This is a genomic window from Nitratireductor sp. WH36-1, assembly GCF_058725515.1.
In genome coordinates this window covers 637,466-653,600 of the sequence record NZ_JBZXDP010000002.1, presented here as the reverse complement: position 1 = coordinate 653,600, position 16,135 = coordinate 637,466, and the positions used below count along the sequence as shown (strand labels likewise).

The window sequence follows — 16,135 nt, the reverse complement described above, 5'->3', positions numbered from 1 at the left end:
ATGATCGGCAGCATTGAATCCGGCTTCGGAGCATGCCTTCGGTCTCCACCTCCAGGCTGGCACGAACCACAGAAACCGCTTGCCATCACCCAGGGCAGGAGCGAACCTCCACACCTCCACACCTCCACACCTCCACACCTCCACACCTCCACACCTCCACACCTCCAGGCCCCTAGGCCCCAAGGCCCCAAGGCACGTCTTGCGCTTCGTATTCGTTATGATATTACATACCATATTGCAGCAAAGGAACCAAACATGCCGAACCAGGACAAACGCCTGCCCGTCACCGTGCTTTCCGGGTTTCTGGGGGCGGGCAAGACGACGCTCTTGAACAATGTGCTCAACAACCGGGCAGGACGGCGCGTCGCGGTGATCGTCAACGACATGTCGGAAGTGAACATCGACGCCGACCTCGTGCGCGAGGGTGGGGCGAACCTGTCGCAGACAGACGAAAAGCTGGTGGAGATGACGAATGGCTGCATCTGCTGCACGCTGCGCGACGATCTTCTGAAAGAGGTGCGGCGTCTGGCGGCGGAGGGGCGGTTCGATTACCTGCTGATCGAATCCACCGGCGTTTCCGAGCCATTGCCTGTGGCCGCTACCTTCGAGTTTCGCGACGAGCAGGGCCACAGCCTTTCCGATGTCGCGCGGCTCGACACGATGGTCACAGTGGTCGACACGCTGAACCTGCTCGAAGACTACGCCAGCCATGATTTCCTGCGCGACCGGGGCGAAGTCGCGGGCGAGGGGGACGAGCGCACGCTTGTGGACCTGCTGGTCGACCAGATCGAGTTTGCCGATATCGTGATCCTGAACAAGGTCAGCGACGCCGGCCCGGAGCGCCTTGATGCAGCGCGCAAGATCGTCACCGCGCTCAATCCCGATGCGCAGATCATCGAGACAGACCATTCCCGCGTCGCGCCCGCCCGCATCTTCGATACAGGCCTTTTCGATTTCGAGACGGCTCACCAGCACCCGCTCTGGGCCAAGGAGCTTTATGGCTTCGCCGATCACGTGCCGGAGACCGAGGAATACGGCGTTTCCTCCTTCGTCTATCGCGCGCGGCGTCCCTTTCATCCGCAGAAAGTGCATGCGGTGCTGAATGCCCCGCTGCCCGGCGTCATCCGCGCCAAGGGTCATTTCTGGATCGCAACCCGGCCCGACTGGGTTGCCGAATTCAGCCTCGCCGGCGCTTTATCCAGCGTGAAGCCGCTTGGCACCTGGTGGGCGGCCGTACCGCGCGAACGCTGGCCAAACCACCCGGAAGCGAAAGCCTTCATGGACCGCTACTGGAGCGAACCCTACGGAGACCGGCGTCAGGAGCTGGTCTTCATCGGCACAGGCATGAACCGCGAACGCATCACCGCAGCGCTGGACGATGCGCTGGTGGGCAGTGAAACCGACTTCGAGCCAGCGCAGCACCGTGCGCTGGCGGACCCTTTCCCGCGATGGCAGCGCGCGCAGGCAGCCTGAGGGGAGGTGGTTGCCTTCTCCCTCGCCCTTCGACAGGCTCAGGATGACGGAGAAGGCAGGCAAAAGCTGAGACTGATGCAGGGGCTCAGTAGCTATAACTTACAGCCAGAGACCCCGCAGAAGCATGAAAGCATTTGGCGCACCACACAGCCCTCATCCTGAGCCTCCTGAGTTTGTCGAAGGGCGAAGGGCGAGGGCGGCATGAAGTCCGCCGAACCTACCTCCTGACCCGCAAAAGATAGGTATCCATGATCCAGCCCTTGTCTTCCCGCGCCCTGACCCGCGCCTCCACAATCTGCCCGGCAACATCCCCAAGCGGCCCGGCGATCAGAAGCTCATCCGGCGTACCCAGATACGCGCCCCAGTAAATCTCGTAGGCATCGCCATCGAGCATTTGAAAGGCGCAGTCGCCGTCGAGCATGACGAGAAGCGTATCGGCATTCGGCGGAAAGCCCTCCGCTTTCAGCCGCCGACCGGTGGTGATCAGGATCGAACCGCCAATCGTGTTGATCGGCATATGGTGGCTGGCCGCGAGCGCCTGAATGCTGGTGATCCCCGGCACCACTTCCAGCGCGACGTCAAGCCCGGCTTCCCGGCGCATGTGCTCGATGATGCGCAGCGTGCTGTCATAGAGCGAAGGATCGCCCCAGACGAGAAACACCGCGCGGCCGGTCTCGCCCGTATGCGCCGCAAGCAGATCGCCATAGGCGCGGGCGATGGCCATGTGCCAGTCGTCCACGCCCCGGCGATAACTCGGATTGGCGGCGTCACGCACCGGCAGGTCGAATTCCACGATCCGCGTCTGCCGGTTTTCCAGAAACCGCTCGCAGATGACACGGCGCAAATCCGCCAGATCCTCCTTCGCTTCCCCCTTGCGGGGGATAAGGATCACGTCAGCCCGGTTCAGCGCATTGATGCCCTGAACTGTCATGTGTTCGGGATTGCCGGTGCCAATGCCGATGAGCGAAAGCGTGCGCATGATCAGCCGTCCGAAACGCCGGCTTCGGCAAAGGTCGCCATGCCGTTGTGGCAGGCAAGCGCGCCGCGCAGAATGTTGATCGCAAGGCATGCGCCAGAACCTTCGCCAAGCCGCATGTCGAGATCGAGCAGCGGCTTGAGGCCCAGCTCGCCAAGCAGCCTGCGGTGGCCGGGTTCAGCGGAAACATGGCCGGCAATGGCATGCGCCAGACCGTCTTCGCCAAGGCGCGCAAGCGGGGCGACTGCCGATCCGCACACGAAACCATCGAGCAACAAGGGAATGCGCTTCTGCCGCGCGGCAAGGGCCGCGCCAAACATGGCGGCAAGCTCGCGACCGCCGACGCGGCGCAGCGCCTCCAGCGGATCGGAAAGCGCCTCGCCGTGGCAGGCAAGCGCTGCATCCACGGCCTCAGCCTTGCGCGAAAGGCCGGCATCGTCAACGCCTGTGCCCCGGCCGACCCAGTCGGCTCCCCGGCCACCGAACAGCGCGGCGGCAAGGGCCGCTGCGGCGGTGGTGTTGCCGATGCCCATTTCCCCGAGTGAGATGAGATCCGCTCCCTCCGGCGCCGCATCGAAACCGGTCTGAACGGCCTTCAGAAAATCCGCTTCATCCATGGCCGGCGCTTCCGTGAAGTCCGCCGTGGGACGCTCGATCTCGAGCGATGTGACGGTGAGGCTCGCCCCTGTCTGTTTCGCAAGCTGGTTGATGGCCGCGCCCCCGGCGGAGAAATTCGCTACCATCTGCGCTGTCACCTCGGCTGGAAAAGCCGAAACACCGAGTGCAGTCACGCCATGGGAGCCAGCGAAAATCAGCACATGAACCCGCTCAAGCGCAGGCTTTTCGCGTCCCTGCCAGCGGGCAAGCCGGATGGCTGCGTCTTCCAGCCGGCCAAGGCTGCCGGGCGGTTTGGTCAGCACTGCCTGGCGGGCGGTTGCAGCCTGCGCGGCGTCCTCGTCGCCACTGGGGCGGTCGTTACAGGCGGCGCGCAGATCGTCGATCTTGAGAAAGCGGGTCATGGAAGTCCTTCAGATGAAATGAGCAACGGCCGCGATAAGCACGATGGTTTCGGCAAGCTGCTGGAGCGCGCCAAGCACATCGCCCGTCTGTCCGCCGATCTGTTTTTCGGCGAGCCGTTTGATGAAGAAGAGCGCCAGCAAGAGAAGCGGCGCGGTCACAAGCACAAAGCCGGGACCGGAGATGAAAAGCAGCGCGCCACCAATCGCGAGCGCCACGAGAACGGTAGCCGTTTCCGGTCGCCCTGCGCCTGCCGAGAGCCCGTTTTCGCGCGCCGCTGGCGAAAGGCGCATCAGCGCCGGCATCAGGGCGCGCGAGGCCGTGTGCGCCATCAGAAGGGCGGGAACCGCGACAAGCCCGAGCGACGAAAGCGCCGTCCAGCGCATGAGAAACGACAGGATCAGTGCGGCAACGCCATAGGACCCGATGCGGCTGTCCTTCATGATCGCGAGCTTTTTCTCACGCGTCGAACCGCCGCCGAAACCATCGGCCACGTCTGCAAGCCCGTCCTCATGCAGCCCGCCGGTCACAAGCGTCCCCGCTGCAAGCGCGAGGGCGGCTGCAATCGTGGCCGGCAGGCCAAGCATCGCCGCGCCGATCAGCACCGCACTGCAAATCGCGCCGACCACCAGACCGGCCAGAGGCGCTGCCCACTGGGCGGCGGCAAACCCGTGCGCCGGCATCTCGAACGCAGGCAGCGGCAGCCGCGTGTAGAAGCCGAGACAGGCGGCCACATCGCGAAGGGCTGCCACGAGCATCGAGCGGGGTCCGGCCATCGCGTCAGCTCCGCGCTATGGCGTGAAAATAGGTGCCGGAGACATGCCCGCGCCGCGCACCGGATGGGCCGAGATCGCGGCCCTGTCCGTCCGCGAGCATGGCGAGCGGCGCATCACTGCCCGGCTCCACCAGCCGCGAATAGTGGAACTCATGACCACGGATCGTCTCGCCCTTGCTGCCGATGGCGCAGTCGCTCATCAGCGTTGCCTGTCGGTAGCCGAGGTTCATCTTGCGCTTCGCATAGCTCGTCACATGACCGAGCAGCCCCAGCATGGCGTGGCGAACCCCTTCGGCATCCTCCAGCGCCTCGCCCAGAACCATGAACCCGCCGCACTCGCCATGAACGGGCCTCGTCTCCGCAAATGCCTTGATCGCAGCGCGGAAGTTCTCTGCAGCGGCGATCCGCCCCGCATGAAGTTCGGGATACCCACCCGGCAGCCAGCAGGCGTCGGCGCTTTCCGCCGGTCCTTCATCGGCAAGCGGCGAGAAGGGCAGAAGCGCGGCTCCCACCTCGCGCCAGTGCCGGGCGAGATGCGGATAGACAAAGCTGAAAGCGGCATCCTGTGCGATGGCGATGCGTTGCCCCGGCGGCGGCAAGAGCCGCGCCGCATCGCCCGCCTGCATGGAAAGCGGCACGGCGGCTTCCACCACGGCGTCGAGGTCGATGGACTGCTCCATCACATCCGCAAGCCGCTCGATGAAGGCTTCGAGCGCGGCATGTTCGCTCGCCTGCACAAGGCCCAGATGCCGCTCCGGCAGCGCCATGTCCGGATTGCGGTAGACCGCGCCCAGAACCCTGATGCCGATGGCCTCAATGGCGTCGCGCGCCATCGCTTCATGTCGCGGGCTCGCCACCTGGTTGAGCACGACGCCGGCAATCCGCACCTTCGGGTCGTAAGCTGCAAACCCCTTTGCCAGCGCGGCTGCGGTCTGCGACTGGCCGGACACATCGAGAATGACAAGGCAAGGCACATCATAAAGGCGCGCAATGTCCGCCGCAGCGCCGGAGCGACCCGGCTCCGACACGATACCGTCAAACAGGCCCATGGCGCTTTCGATCAAAAGCATGTCGGCGTCTTCACCCTGCCGGCTTCCCAGATGGGCGAGCAGATCCGGATGCATGGCCCAGCTGTCGAGATTCACGCCGGGCTTCCCGGTCGCCGCCTGATGAAAGCCGGGATCAATGTAATCGGGGCCGGATTTCGCGCCATGCACGGCGAGGCCACGCCTCTTGAGCGCGCGCATCAGGCCGATGGTCACACTGGTCTTGCCCGAACCCGAACGGGCCGCGCCGATGATGATCGCCCGTGCCGTCATATCAGCGCCTCGCGCAGCGCCACGATGCCGCCGATCACGATGATGGACGGCGAGCCGTACCCTTCCACCGATGCGTCGGAGACAAGCGTGGAAAGCGCCGTCGTCAGAATGCGTTCTTCCGGTTTCGTCGCGTTCATGATGAGCGCCGCCGGCGTATCGCCCGCCATGCCGCCGGATGTGAGCGCGTCCACGATCAGGGCGAGCTTGTGCATCCCCATATAGATGACGATGGGCTGACCCGTTTTCGCCAGCGCCGCCCAGTCCAGATCGTCCGGCGTACCGGCGGCGTGGCCGGTCGCGAAGATCACCGCCTTGTTCACGCCGCGCATGGTGGCGGGAATGCCCGCATCGGCGAGCGCCCCCACCGCCGAGGTGACGCCTGGCAGAAAGCGGAAGGGAATGCCGGCGAGTGCCAGCACCAGCGCTTCTTCCCCGCCACGGCCAAACATGTTGGGGTCTCCGCCTTTCAGGCGCAGCACCCGCTGTCCCGCCTCGGCGTGTTCCACCAGAAGCCGGTTGATTTCATCCTGCGCCGTGGAGGGCTGGCCTGCGCGCTTGCCGACGAAAATATGCCGCGCTTCCGGCGCAGCCTTCAGGATATCCGGATCCACCAGCGCGTCATAAATCACCACATCCGCCGCATCGAGCGCAGCCAGAACACCGAGCGTCAGGCAGCCAAAGCCACCAGGCCCGGCACCGGCAAGCCACACATGGCCCGGCTCAAAAGGCGTTGGTTCAAAAGACAGGCGGTTGAGCGCCTCAAGCGTGGTCATAATCCCTCCCGCCCGCGAAACCGGCGCTGATAATCGGCACTGTAGAGCGCGCTCTCGCGAAAATCCTTGGCGCCCAGCCCCGGCCCGACGAGAATGAGCGCCGTGCGCTCGATGGGATCTTTCGCCATCTCCGCTTCGATGGTGGAAAGCGTGCCGCGCAGAATGCGCTCATCCGCCCAGCTTGCGCGGGCAACAATGGCAACCGGGCAGTCGGGTCCGTAATGCGGGGTCAGCTCCGCCACCACACGGTCCAGCGCGTGAATGGCGAGATGAATGGCGAGCGTCGTGCCGGTGGCCGCGAAATTGGCGAGCGTCTCGCCCTCCGGCATTTTCGAGGCGCGGCCGGAAATGCGGGTCAGAACGAGGCTCTGCGCCACTTCGGGAATGGTCAGCTCGCGTCCCAGCGCCGCCGCAGCCGCCGAGAAGGAAGGCACGCCCGGCGTCAGCGTGTAATCGATGCCGAGCGCCGAAAGACGGCGGATCTGCTCGGCCACCGCGCTCCAGACGGAAAGATCGCCCGAATGCAGCCGGGCGATATCCTCACCCGCTTCATGGGCGCGGATATATTCCGCCTCGATCTCTTCAAGCGACATGGGTGCGGTGTTGACGATGCGCGCTCCCGGCGGGCAGTGCGCGAGCAACTCCTCCGGCACCAGCGAACCGGCATAAAGGCAGACCGGGCAGCGCGCGATCAGGTCGCGGCCGCGAACGGTGATGAGGTCGGCAGCGCCCGGTCCGGCGCCAATGAAATGAACGGTCATGATTTTCTTCCTGTGGTCGCGATGGCGCAGGTCACGCCGTCAAGTGTGATCCTCGGGCCGAGAAGCCGGCCTGCCGGGCCGCAGACGGCCAGCGCCGCCGCCTCTGAGGCCGATGGCAGGCCCGTGGCTGAGCGCGCCTGTTCCGAGCGGGTCAGGCAATGCATCGCCGCCGCCTGAAGTGCCGCATCATCGGCAATGACAAGCGGCAGGCCGAGCGCCTTTGCAGCATCCGTCAGGCCGGGCTCTTCCCGCTTCCGTGGCACGGTCGCCACCGCATCGAGCCTGTCCCGCGCGATGTCATGCGTTGTCAAAGCGGCGTCGAGCGCGGCAAGAACAGCATCGCGCGTGACGCCTTTTCTGGCTCCAAGCCCGGCGCAGATCATGGTTTCCTCCAGCGCCATTGAAGCACCGGCATGGCCGGGCGCAGCGCCGTCATGCCGCCAACGGGCGCGGCGCGCGCGACGGCGATCTCGATCAGTTCTCCGCCGTGCCGCCCGTGGCAGTCGATCAGAAGCGCCTGCGTTTCGAGCGTCACCCCGTTTGCGACAAGACGCCCCCCGGTTCCAAGAGCGGCCATCGCCGCCTCCATCAGCCCTGGCGCAGTCGCCCCGCCACCGATGAAAACCACATCGGGCGCGGCAAGGCCCGCGAGCGCGGCGGGAGCCTTTCCCTCAACCACGGTGAGCTGCGGCACGCCCATGCGCTCCGCGTTGCGGGCAATGCGCGCCGCGCGCTCCGTGTCCGCCTCGATGGCGATGGCGCTGAGCGATGGGTGCTGCCGCAGCCATTCGATGGAAATGGAGCCTGAACCCGCTCCGATATCCCAGAGCCGTTCACCGCGTTTCGGGGCAAGCGCCGACAGGGTGACGGCCCGCACCTCCGATTTGGTGATCTGCCCGTCATGCTCGAAAAGCGCATCTTCCAGCCCGGTTCCAAGCGGCAGGATGCGCGCATCCTCATCCGCCGCCACCTCGATTGCGACCACATTCAGATCGTCAAAGCGGTCTGCGGAAAGCGCGGAAGCCATGAAGCTTACCTGCCGTTCGCGCGGTCCACCCAGCGCTTCCAGCACGTGAAAGCGGGAGGGGCCAAAACCCTCTGCCGTGATCAGCTCTGCAATCTCAGCCGGAGCCGCGCCATCGGATGTGAGCGCGAGAATGCGCGCGCCGGGATGAAGCAGCGGGCGGATCAGCGCAATGGGCCTGCCGTGCAGTGAAACCGTCTCGACCGATTGCAGCGGCCAGCCAAGCCGGGCAGCAGCAAGCGCAAAGGAAGAAGGCGCGGAAAAGACACGCATCTCGTCCGCCGGAATGCGCCGCGTCAGCGTCGCGCCCACACCGAAGTGAAACGGATCGCCGGAGGCGAGCACGCAGACCTTCTTGCCTCTCAGCGCTTCGATCTCATCAAGCGCCTTGCCAAAGGGGGAGGGCCACTGCCGCGTCCCACCGGAAATCTGGCCTGCTGCCAGTTCGAGGTGCCGCGCACCACCAAACACGATCTCTGCATCGGCAATCGCGCGGCGTGCTTCCTCACCGAGCCCGGCCATACCGTCCTCGCTGATCCCCACGATGGCAAGCCAGCGCCTTGAGGTTTCCGCCTGACTGCAAAATGCTCTAGAAGACGTCATGGCAAAGCAGACCCTTCTCATTCTTGGTGGAACAGGCGAAGCGCGGCTTCTGGCGGAGCGGCTTTGCGCGCGCAGCTCGCTGCGCGTCATCACCTCGCTTGCCGGGCGCACCCGCACACCGGAAGCCTTGCAGGGTGAGGTGCGTGTGGGCGGTTTCGGCGGTGCTGAGGGGCTTGCGCGTTATCTCGAGGACGAGGGCATCGACCTGATGGTGGACGCCACGCATCCCTTCGCCGCGCGCATGGCGCGCAATGCAGCGGAAGCCGCCAGCCTGACCGGCGTGCCGCTCATCACGCTCATGCGCCCCGCCTGGCAGCCGGTCGCCGGCGACAACTGGCAGATCGCGGCCGACATGGCCGAGGCGGCAACGCTGCTCGGCCCTGAGCCCCGGCGCGTCTTTCTGGCCATTGGCCGGCAGGAAGTTCAAATGTTTCGCGCGGCGGCGCAGCATCATTATCTGGTGCGCAGCGTGGAGCCGGTCGAACCGTCCCACCTGCCGGCGAATGCCGCATGCATTCTGGTGCGTGGTCCGTTCTCTGAAGACGATGAAATCACGCTGCTCGCCGATCACCGCATCGAGATCGTGGTTGCCAAGAACAGCGGCGGTGCTGCGACCTATGGCAAGATCGCAGCCGCGCGCAGGCTCGGCCTGCCGGTGATCATGATCGACCGGCCAAAGCCGACTGGCGCAGCCGTCGTGGCCGACATCGAAGATGCGATCGGCGCGATCAACACTCACCTGGCGGCTCCCGTCGCCGAGCGCGGCGCATAGACCAGCGGCGGTTTGCCGGGGCGCTCGATCATCCGCGTTTCAGGCGATCCGATGATGACGCAGGTGGCCATGTCGGCCATCTCGCCGCGCGCCTCATTCAACGGAACAATCGCCATGCGCTCGTCGGGCCGGCCTGCGGCGCGGCCGAAAACGACAGGCGTGGAGGCCGAGAGAATGCCGCTCAACAGTTCAAAGGCGCGGCCAAGCTGCCAGGGCCGGGCGCGGCTGATCGGATTGTAGAGCGCGATCACAAAGCCCGCACCGGCAGCAGCCGCAAGCCGCGTTTCGATCAGGTCCCAGGGTTTCAGATTGTCCGAAAGCGATATGGCGCAGAAATCATGCCCGAGCGGCGCGCCCACGCGGGCGGCCACCGCAAGCATGGCCGTCAGCCCCGGCACGATCTCCAGATCGAGCGCGCGCCATTCCTGCGGCCCTTGCTCGATGGCCTCGCACACGGCCGCCGCCATGGCGAAAACACCGGCATCCCCGCCCGAAACCACGGCCACATGCCTGCCTTCAGCGGCCATGGTGAGCGCCGCCTTGGCGCGGGCCAGCTCTTCCCGGTTGTCGGAGGCGTGACGGGTCTGGCCGTCATTCAGTTCAAGCCGGTCAAGATAGGGACCGTAGCCGAAGAAATCGCTTGCCGCCGCAATGGCTGCGCGCGCCTCCGGCGTTGTCTGTGCCGGTTTTCCGGGGCCGGTGCCGATGACGACGAGACGCCCGCTCATGCCGCGCCCTCCTGCGGCCTGGCCTGCCAGCCCGGTCCGAGCACGAGCGAGAAATAGGGGGCGGTGTCGTCGGCCTTGTCGGCGAGCGGCGTCATACTGGTATTGTCCATCGTGCCGCGTTCCACATAGACCGCACCGACGAGCCTGCCGGCCCGCGCCAGCGCCCGGCGGATTTTCGGCAGATTGCGCCCCACCTTCATGATGACGAAGGCTTCCGTGTCGCTCACGCGGCGCACAAGCTCGTCTTCATCGAGCGTGCCGGGCAGGACGGTCAAGATGTCGTCGCCCTGAACGATTGCGATGCCCGCCTGCGACCAGCAACCGGACATGGCCGTGATGCCGGGGATCACCTCCGTCGGGTAGAGCGCGGCAAGCCGCACATGCAGATGCATGTAGGAGCCATAAAACAGCGGATCGCCCTCGCTCAAAACCGCAACCGTTCGGCCCGCTTTCAGATGCACTTCCACCGCGCGCGCCGACTCCTCGTAAAAGCCGGTGATGGCCTCGATATAGCGCGGGTCGTTCTTGTCGATTTCGGTCGTGACCGGATATTCCAGCGGCAGCTCCACCGCCGCCTCCGGCAGGAGGTCGTCGACGATCTTGCGGGCATTGCCCCGGCGTCCGCGCTTTGCGAAATGCGCCACCACGTCCGCCCGCTCCAGCGCCTTCAGCGCCTTGACGGTGATGAGTTCGGGATCGCCGGGTCCGGTGCCGACGCCAATCAGGGTTCCGCTCACAGTCCCGCCCTCGCAAGTGCGTTGATCGCCGCCGCCGTCATGGCGCTGCCGCCCATGCGGCCACGCACGATGGCAAAGGGGATGCCAAGCCCGCTCTCCGCGAGCGCTTCCTTGGATTCCATTGCGCCAACGAAACCGACCGGCATGCCGATGATGGCGGCAGGCTTCGGCGCACCGGCGCGCAGCATGTCGAGCAGGTAGAAAAGCGCGGTCGGCGCATTGCCGATGGCGATCACCGCTCCCTCCATATGCTCACGCCACAGTTCCAGCGCAGCGGCGGAACGCGTGTTTCCGATCTCCCGCGCAAGCTCAGGCGTGCGCGCATCGCGCAGGGTGCAGATCACCTCATTGTCGGCGGGCAGCCGCGTGTGGGTCACGCCGCGCGCCACCATCTCCGCATCGCACAGGATCGGCGCGCCGGCTTTCAGCGCCGCGCGGCCTGCCGCAACGAAACCCTCGGAAAAGACAAAGTGCTCCGCCGCCTCAACAAGCCCGCAGGCATGGATCATGCGGATGGCGACATCGGCCTCTTCCGCACTGAAGCGCGCGAGATCGGCCTCGGCGCGGATGATCGCGAACGACTTTTCATATATGGCGTTGCCGTCGCGTATGTACTCGGTTTCTTGCATTCAGCCTGTCTTTCGAAGAAGGGCGGCGCGCAGCTTCTCGCCGCGCTCGATGAGGAAGGTGCGAAGGCGTTCGGAAGGCTCCGCGCCAACGGAGGAAAGGGTGCAGCAGCCCTCGGCCGCGATCAGGTTCACCGCAGCCCCGGCGGGCTGGGCGCATCCTTTTTCGCAGGCCGAAAGGTGAAGACGGTAAGGGCCATCCGGCAGACCGGCTTCCGCCGCCTCGGCGGCAAGCGCCTTGGCGTCGAACCGCGCCGAGGCACAGGCCGGCGCACCGGCGCAGGCGGCTATGGAAAGACGCGGATCATGCCCGTCCGTGACAAATCCAAGAGCCTCAGCCGCGCGCGACAGCGCTTCCTGCCGGGACTCATCAAGCCCGATCAGCAGCAGGCCGCTGCGCGGCGCAAGACGAATTTCCCTGGCATCGGAGGCGGCCTCGCAAAGCGCGACCAGCGCTTCCGCTGCGACCTGGCCGAAGGGCAGGGCGATCCCGAGCGCGCTGTCCCCGTCTTTCAGCGCAAACCGGCCAACCGGCGCGCTGTCAGTCCGTGCGGCATATTGCACGGCCGGCTCAAGCCCCGCCCGGAGCGCATCCTTCTGCGCCTGTGTGAAATCGCGTGCGCGTCCGCCGGTCTGCGCCAGCAGATCAAGAACCGCAAGCGCTGCAGCGCCCACCGCCTGCTCATCGCCATGGCCTAACCAGCCCGCCGTCGCGCCATTGCCGCCGACACCGAGCTGCCAGAGACCGTCTCCCAGCACCACAAGCTTGATGTCGGCTCCGATGGCGTCGAGATGCAGCCTCCCGCCACCATCGACCGTCACCGAGACCTTGGGGGCAAGGCGCGTGGCAAGGCAGTGCGCTGCCGCATGTTCATCGATCCGCCGGGCAAGCGCGGTCGGGTCGCTCAGCGCATCCCGCGCCAGACCGTCAAGCGGTCCCGTTTCCACCGCGAAGCCATCCACGGCCCCAAGATCGAGCGCGTTGATTTCCGCGCAAATCAGGGGCGCGCTCTCAGCCGTCAGGCCCCGGATCTGCAACTTTCCACGCGCGGTCACTTCCAGAATTCCGTTGCCATGGCGGCGCGCGGCCCGCGCGATGCCCGCAAGTTTTTCAGGCGTCAGCGCGCCATGGGCCGGCGCAATCCGCGCGAGCAGCCCGTCGCCGGTCTTCATGGGGGCGGAGAGTGTGGGGCAAGCGCCACGCCGCATCGTCATGCCGTCGCCTCCGCAAGAAGTGCCGCCAGATCATCATCGACAGAGTTGCGGCGCGGGTGCCAGAGGCCGCGCCTTCGCGCAGCGTGAAACCGTTCCGCCATCGCCCGGGCCGCCGCCGGGTTCTCTGCAAGCAGGAAATCGCGCACAACCTCGTCGCCGAGATAGGCATCGAACACGGCATCGATCAGGCTGCCTGAAACCGCATCCGTGGTCTCGGCGAAGCCGATCAGCCGGTCGACCGTTTCCGTCAGTTCCGCCGCGCCGCGCGGGCCGTGGCGCAACTGCCCTTCGATAAAGCGCGGATTGACCGCACGGGCGCGCACGGTGCGGGCAATGGCCTGCGCCAGCGAGCGGGCGCGCGGGCGCTCCGGATCGGTCGTGTCGAGCACCACCAGATCAGCCTTGCCGCCCAGCGCTTCCACCGCCGCCGCGAACCCGCCGATAAAGGCCACATCCGCCGAGCCTTCGAGAATGTCCCGCCCGGCATCGTCGCCCGTATGGATGAGCATGTCGGCATCCGCCACCTGCCGCGCAAACGCGCCGTCTTCCCGCCGGCCTTCGCCCTCCGCACCGCCGAAGGCAAACGCGCCGGCGTCCAGATAGGCCTGCCCGAGTTCGGCGCGTTCCTGCCAGTCTCCGCGCGCAAGCTTTTCTTCCGGTCCCGCGCCATAGGTGCCCGGAGCGGAACCGAAAATACGCGCCGGAGCCTTGCCGGCCACGCGCGCAGCAGCGGCAAGCGGGTTTTCGCTCTCGTCTTCGTCGCGCGCGGCCACGGCGGCAACCGCTGTGTCGAGCAACGCGATCTGGGTCGGGAACATGTCGCGAAACAGGCCGGAGATGCGCCACGTCACGTCAATACGCGGGCGACCAAGGCTGGCTGGCGGCAGCACTTCAATCCCCGTCACGCGCCCCGTCGCCTGATCCCATTGCGGCCGGCAGCCCATCAGCGCCAGACCCTGTGCGATCTCCTCGCCGCCAGTGCGCAGGCTGGCGCTGCCCCACAGGTCGATGACGAGCGAGCGCGGCCAGTCGCCATGCTCCTGCAGATAGCCGCGCACGGCCTCATCCGCCGCCATCCTGCCCAGTGCGGTTGCGGTCGGCGTCGGCAGTGTGCGCGGATCGGCGGTGAAGATGTTGCGGCCGGTCGGCAACACATCGGTACGCCCCCGCGCCGGCGCGCCGGAGGGGCCGGGCGCGATGTGTCGGGCATCGAGTGCGGCCAGAAGCGCGCGCTTTTCGCTCTCCGCGCAGGCGCTGCGTTCAGGTCCTTCATCCATGCCGCTGCCCCGGCCATAGATGTGCAGCCCGTCCTTGATGGCGAAATCTTTCAGATCACAGAGCCAGGCGTCGATCTGCATCAGCGCCGCATCCGTGTCGCCCGTGTCCTCAACGCCGGCATCACGGGTCAGACCGGTGCGCTCGGCGGTTTCCACGATCAGCTGCGCCAGCCGGTCGCGGCGGCGGCGGTCCAGCCCGTCGGCCTGCGCATATTCGTCCACCAGCCGTTCCAACTCCTGCTGGTCCTGCGAGAGCCCTGCGCCCGCCAGCGGCGGCGTCAGATGCCCAAGCGTCACAGCGCCGATCCGGCGCTTGGCCTGCGCCGCTTCACCCGGATTGCTGACGATGAAGGGATAGACCACCGGCAGCGCACCAGCCACGATCTCCGGAAAGCAGGTTTCCGTCAGCGCCACGGTCTTGCCCGGCAGCCATTCCAGCGTGCCATGCGCACCCACATGGATCAGCGCATGGGCATCGAGCCCCTCCCGCATCCAGTGGCCGAAGGCGACGAGCGCATGGCGCGGTGCAAGCGTCGGGTCATGATAGTCCACGCGTCGGTCTGCCGAGCGCCCGCGATCCGGCGCAAGCGCCACGGTGACATTGCCGAACCGCGCCGCGCGGAACGGAAAGACGCCATCTTCCGCATCGCCTTCCGCCGGTCCCCAGGTGGCGAGCAGTGTTTCGCGCGCCTCTTCGGGCAGCGCATCGAAAGCGCACCGGTATTCATCCAGCGAAAGCGCTTCCGACGGCTCTTCAAGCTGCTGCATCAGCGCCCTTGGGGTCTCCGGAACACCAGAAACCGCATAACCCGCTTCATCAAGGTCATGCAGCATGGCGAGCACGCTCGATGGCACGTCGAGCCCCACCGCATAGCCGGTGCGGCCGGGCGCGCTTGGATAGTCCGGGATGAGAACGACAATGCGGCGCTCAGCCACCGGAGTGCCACCGAGCTTCAGAAAGGCGGCGATCCTTGCCGCAACCTGCCGGATGCGCGCCGGTTCGGGCCGGTTGCGCTGAACGCCGAAGGAAAGCCCTTCATCCAGCGCCGCCTCATCCTTGAAGGAAATCGCGCCGGCCATCAGCCGGCCATCGAGTTCCGGCAGCACCACATGCATGGCGAGGTCCGCAGGCGCGAGACCGCGCTGCCCTTCCTGCCACGCTTCGCGCCGCGTGGTGGCGGTGACCACCTGAAAAACCGGCACGCCAAAGCGGTCGAACAGCGTTTTTTCGCCGGGCTCCGCGCCGCTCGAAAAGGCCGTCGCGGTGATAAGCGCCTGCGGCTCCAACGCCTCCACGGCGTTGCGCACGAGATCGGCGGCAACCGGGTCACGCAGGCTGGAAACGAAAACGGGAACCGCACACAGCCCCTGTTCCTCAAGCGCCTCCACCAGCGCGTCGATGGGCGCAACATCGCTTGCCAGCAGCATGGAGCGATAAAAGAGGATCGGCACGACAGGCCTGTCGGCATTCGCACTGGCCGGGAAGAACGACGCTTCGACAATGCCATGGCCCGGCGCATAGAAACCGGCCTTGGCCACCGGTTCCGCCTCCGGCGCTTCGATGTCCCGCCCCGCAAGGCACGCAAGCTGCATGGTCAGCGCGCGCATATTGTCCGGTCCGCCTTCGCGGAAGCAGGCGAGCAGCGCCGCGCGCGCTTCCGGCGAAACGGTGGAGCGCTCGGCCAGGCGCGCGTCGTCCTGATGGCATTCGCCGGGAAGCAGCGCCAGCGCGATGCCCTTTTGCCGGGCCAGTGCGGAAAGCCGGTCGCAGCCATAGCGCCACCACTCATAGCCGCCCAGCACCCGCACCAGAATAACGCGGGCATGCGCTGCCGTGTTGTCGATCCACAGATCGACCGACATGGGGTGTCTCAGGTCGCGCAGCGCGGCAAGTCGCAGCGCGGGCAGAGCCTCGCGCTGCGCCTGCCATGCAGAGGCAATCCCCGCCAGATCGCTGTCGGTGAACGACAGCGCCACCATGTCCGCCGGCGACTGCTGCAGATCGACAGGCTCGATCAGATCGTCGAGTGAGGCACTGGTGGTGGCGAGGATGTGCATC

15 protein-coding genes are annotated in these 16,135 nt (G+C 66.3%); 2 read left to right on the top strand and 13 right to left on the bottom strand.

All coding sequences use genetic code 11. The annotated features are described in order from the left end of the window. Nucleotides 1–255: 255 nt before the first annotated feature. Nucleotides 256–1,473: a GTP-binding protein gene (locus AC4PTT_RS22195; protein ID WP_113157003.1), complete on the top strand. Its 1,218-nt coding sequence runs from the start codon at nucleotides 256–258 to the stop codon at nucleotides 1,471–1,473. Nucleotides 1,474–1,690: 217 nt separating this feature from the next. Here AC4PTT_RS22195 and cobF read toward each other — a convergent pair whose 3' ends face one another. The 8 genes from cobF to cbiE are packed head-to-tail and all read right to left on the bottom strand — an operon-like array spanning nucleotide 1,691 to nucleotide 8,721. Further along, nucleotides 1,691–2,452, bottom strand: coding sequence for a precorrin-6A synthase (deacetylating) (cobF, locus tag AC4PTT_RS22190; RefSeq protein WP_492162757.1), 762 nt, complete (start codon nucleotides 2,450–2,452; stop codon nucleotides 1,691–1,693). 2 nt (nucleotides 2,453–2,454) lie between these two features. After that, nucleotides 2,455–3,468 (bottom strand): nicotinate-nucleotide--dimethylbenzimidazole phosphoribosyltransferase, encoded by a 1,014-nt coding sequence (gene cobT, locus AC4PTT_RS22185; protein WP_492162756.1) that lies wholly within the window; start codon nucleotides 3,466–3,468, stop codon nucleotides 2,455–2,457. 9 nt (nucleotides 3,469–3,477) lie between these two features. Further along, nucleotides 3,478–4,242, bottom strand: a complete 765-nt coding sequence (cobS, locus tag AC4PTT_RS22180) for an adenosylcobinamide-GDP ribazoletransferase (RefSeq protein WP_492162755.1) — start codon at nucleotides 4,240–4,242, stop codon at nucleotides 3,478–3,480. A 4-nt stretch (nucleotides 4,243–4,246) separates the two neighbouring features. Next, a complete protein-coding gene (locus AC4PTT_RS22175) occupies nucleotides 4,247–5,560 on the bottom strand; it encodes a cobyrinic acid a,c-diamide synthase CobB (protein WP_492162754.1) in 1,314 nt (437 codons plus the stop codon). Beyond that, nucleotides 5,557–6,333, bottom strand: coding sequence for a uroporphyrinogen-III C-methyltransferase (gene cobA / locus AC4PTT_RS22170; protein WP_492162753.1), 777 nt, complete (start codon nucleotides 6,331–6,333; stop codon nucleotides 5,557–5,559). The genes AC4PTT_RS22175 and cobA overlap by 4 nt, the downstream gene beginning before the upstream one ends. Continuing rightward, the gene (gene cobM / locus AC4PTT_RS22165) at nucleotides 6,330–7,094 is read right to left on the bottom strand and encodes a precorrin-4 C(11)-methyltransferase (protein WP_206548977.1); all 765 of its coding nucleotides are present in this window, start codon (nucleotides 7,092–7,094) and stop codon (nucleotides 6,330–6,332) included. The genes cobA and cobM overlap by 4 nt, the downstream gene beginning before the upstream one ends. After that, nucleotides 7,091–7,495: a cobalamin biosynthesis protein gene (locus AC4PTT_RS22160; protein ID WP_492162752.1), complete on the bottom strand. Its 405-nt coding sequence runs from the start codon at nucleotides 7,493–7,495 to the stop codon at nucleotides 7,091–7,093. The genes cobM and AC4PTT_RS22160 overlap by 4 nt, the downstream gene beginning before the upstream one ends. After that, nucleotides 7,474–8,721 (bottom strand): precorrin-6y C5,15-methyltransferase (decarboxylating) subunit CbiE, encoded by a 1,248-nt coding sequence (cbiE, locus tag AC4PTT_RS22155; protein ID WP_492162751.1) that lies wholly within the window; start codon nucleotides 8,719–8,721, stop codon nucleotides 7,474–7,476. The genes AC4PTT_RS22160 and cbiE overlap by 22 nt, the downstream gene beginning before the upstream one ends. On the opposite strand from cbiE, the gene AC4PTT_RS22150 reads away from it, so the two are divergent. Next, on the top strand, nucleotides 8,720–9,493 hold the full coding sequence (locus AC4PTT_RS22150) for a cobalt-precorrin-6A reductase (RefSeq protein WP_492162750.1): 774 nt from the start codon (nucleotides 8,720–8,722) through the stop codon (nucleotides 9,491–9,493). The genes cbiE and AC4PTT_RS22150 overlap by 2 nt on opposite strands. On the opposite strand, the gene AC4PTT_RS22145 is transcribed toward AC4PTT_RS22150, so the two are convergent. From AC4PTT_RS22145 to cobN, 5 genes are read right to left on the bottom strand one after another with little or no spacing between them, the layout of a single operon-like run. Beyond that, a complete protein-coding gene (locus AC4PTT_RS22145; protein WP_492162749.1) occupies nucleotides 9,457–10,221 on the bottom strand; it encodes a precorrin-3B C(17)-methyltransferase in 765 nt (254 codons plus the stop codon). The genes AC4PTT_RS22150 and AC4PTT_RS22145 overlap by 37 nt on opposite strands. Continuing rightward, a complete protein-coding gene (locus AC4PTT_RS22140) occupies nucleotides 10,218–10,958 on the bottom strand; it encodes a precorrin-2 C(20)-methyltransferase (RefSeq protein ID WP_206553109.1) in 741 nt (246 codons plus the stop codon). The genes AC4PTT_RS22145 and AC4PTT_RS22140 overlap by 4 nt, the downstream gene beginning before the upstream one ends. Further along, complete coding sequence (locus tag AC4PTT_RS22135) at nucleotides 10,955–11,587, bottom strand: precorrin-8X methylmutase (RefSeq protein ID WP_492162748.1); 633 nt, start codon at nucleotides 11,585–11,587, stop codon at nucleotides 10,955–10,957. Before AC4PTT_RS22135 ends, AC4PTT_RS22140 begins: the two co-directional genes overlap by 4 nt. Then, the gene (cobG, locus tag AC4PTT_RS22130; protein WP_492162747.1) at nucleotides 11,588–12,799 is read right to left on the bottom strand and encodes a precorrin-3B synthase; all 1,212 of its coding nucleotides are present in this window, start codon (nucleotides 12,797–12,799) and stop codon (nucleotides 11,588–11,590) included. Further along, nucleotides 12,796–16,134 (bottom strand): cobaltochelatase subunit CobN, encoded by a 3,339-nt coding sequence (gene cobN / locus AC4PTT_RS22125; protein WP_492162746.1) that lies wholly within the window; start codon nucleotides 16,132–16,134, stop codon nucleotides 12,796–12,798. Before cobN ends, cobG begins: the two co-directional genes overlap by 4 nt. Nucleotide 16,135 lies beyond the last annotated feature (1 nt).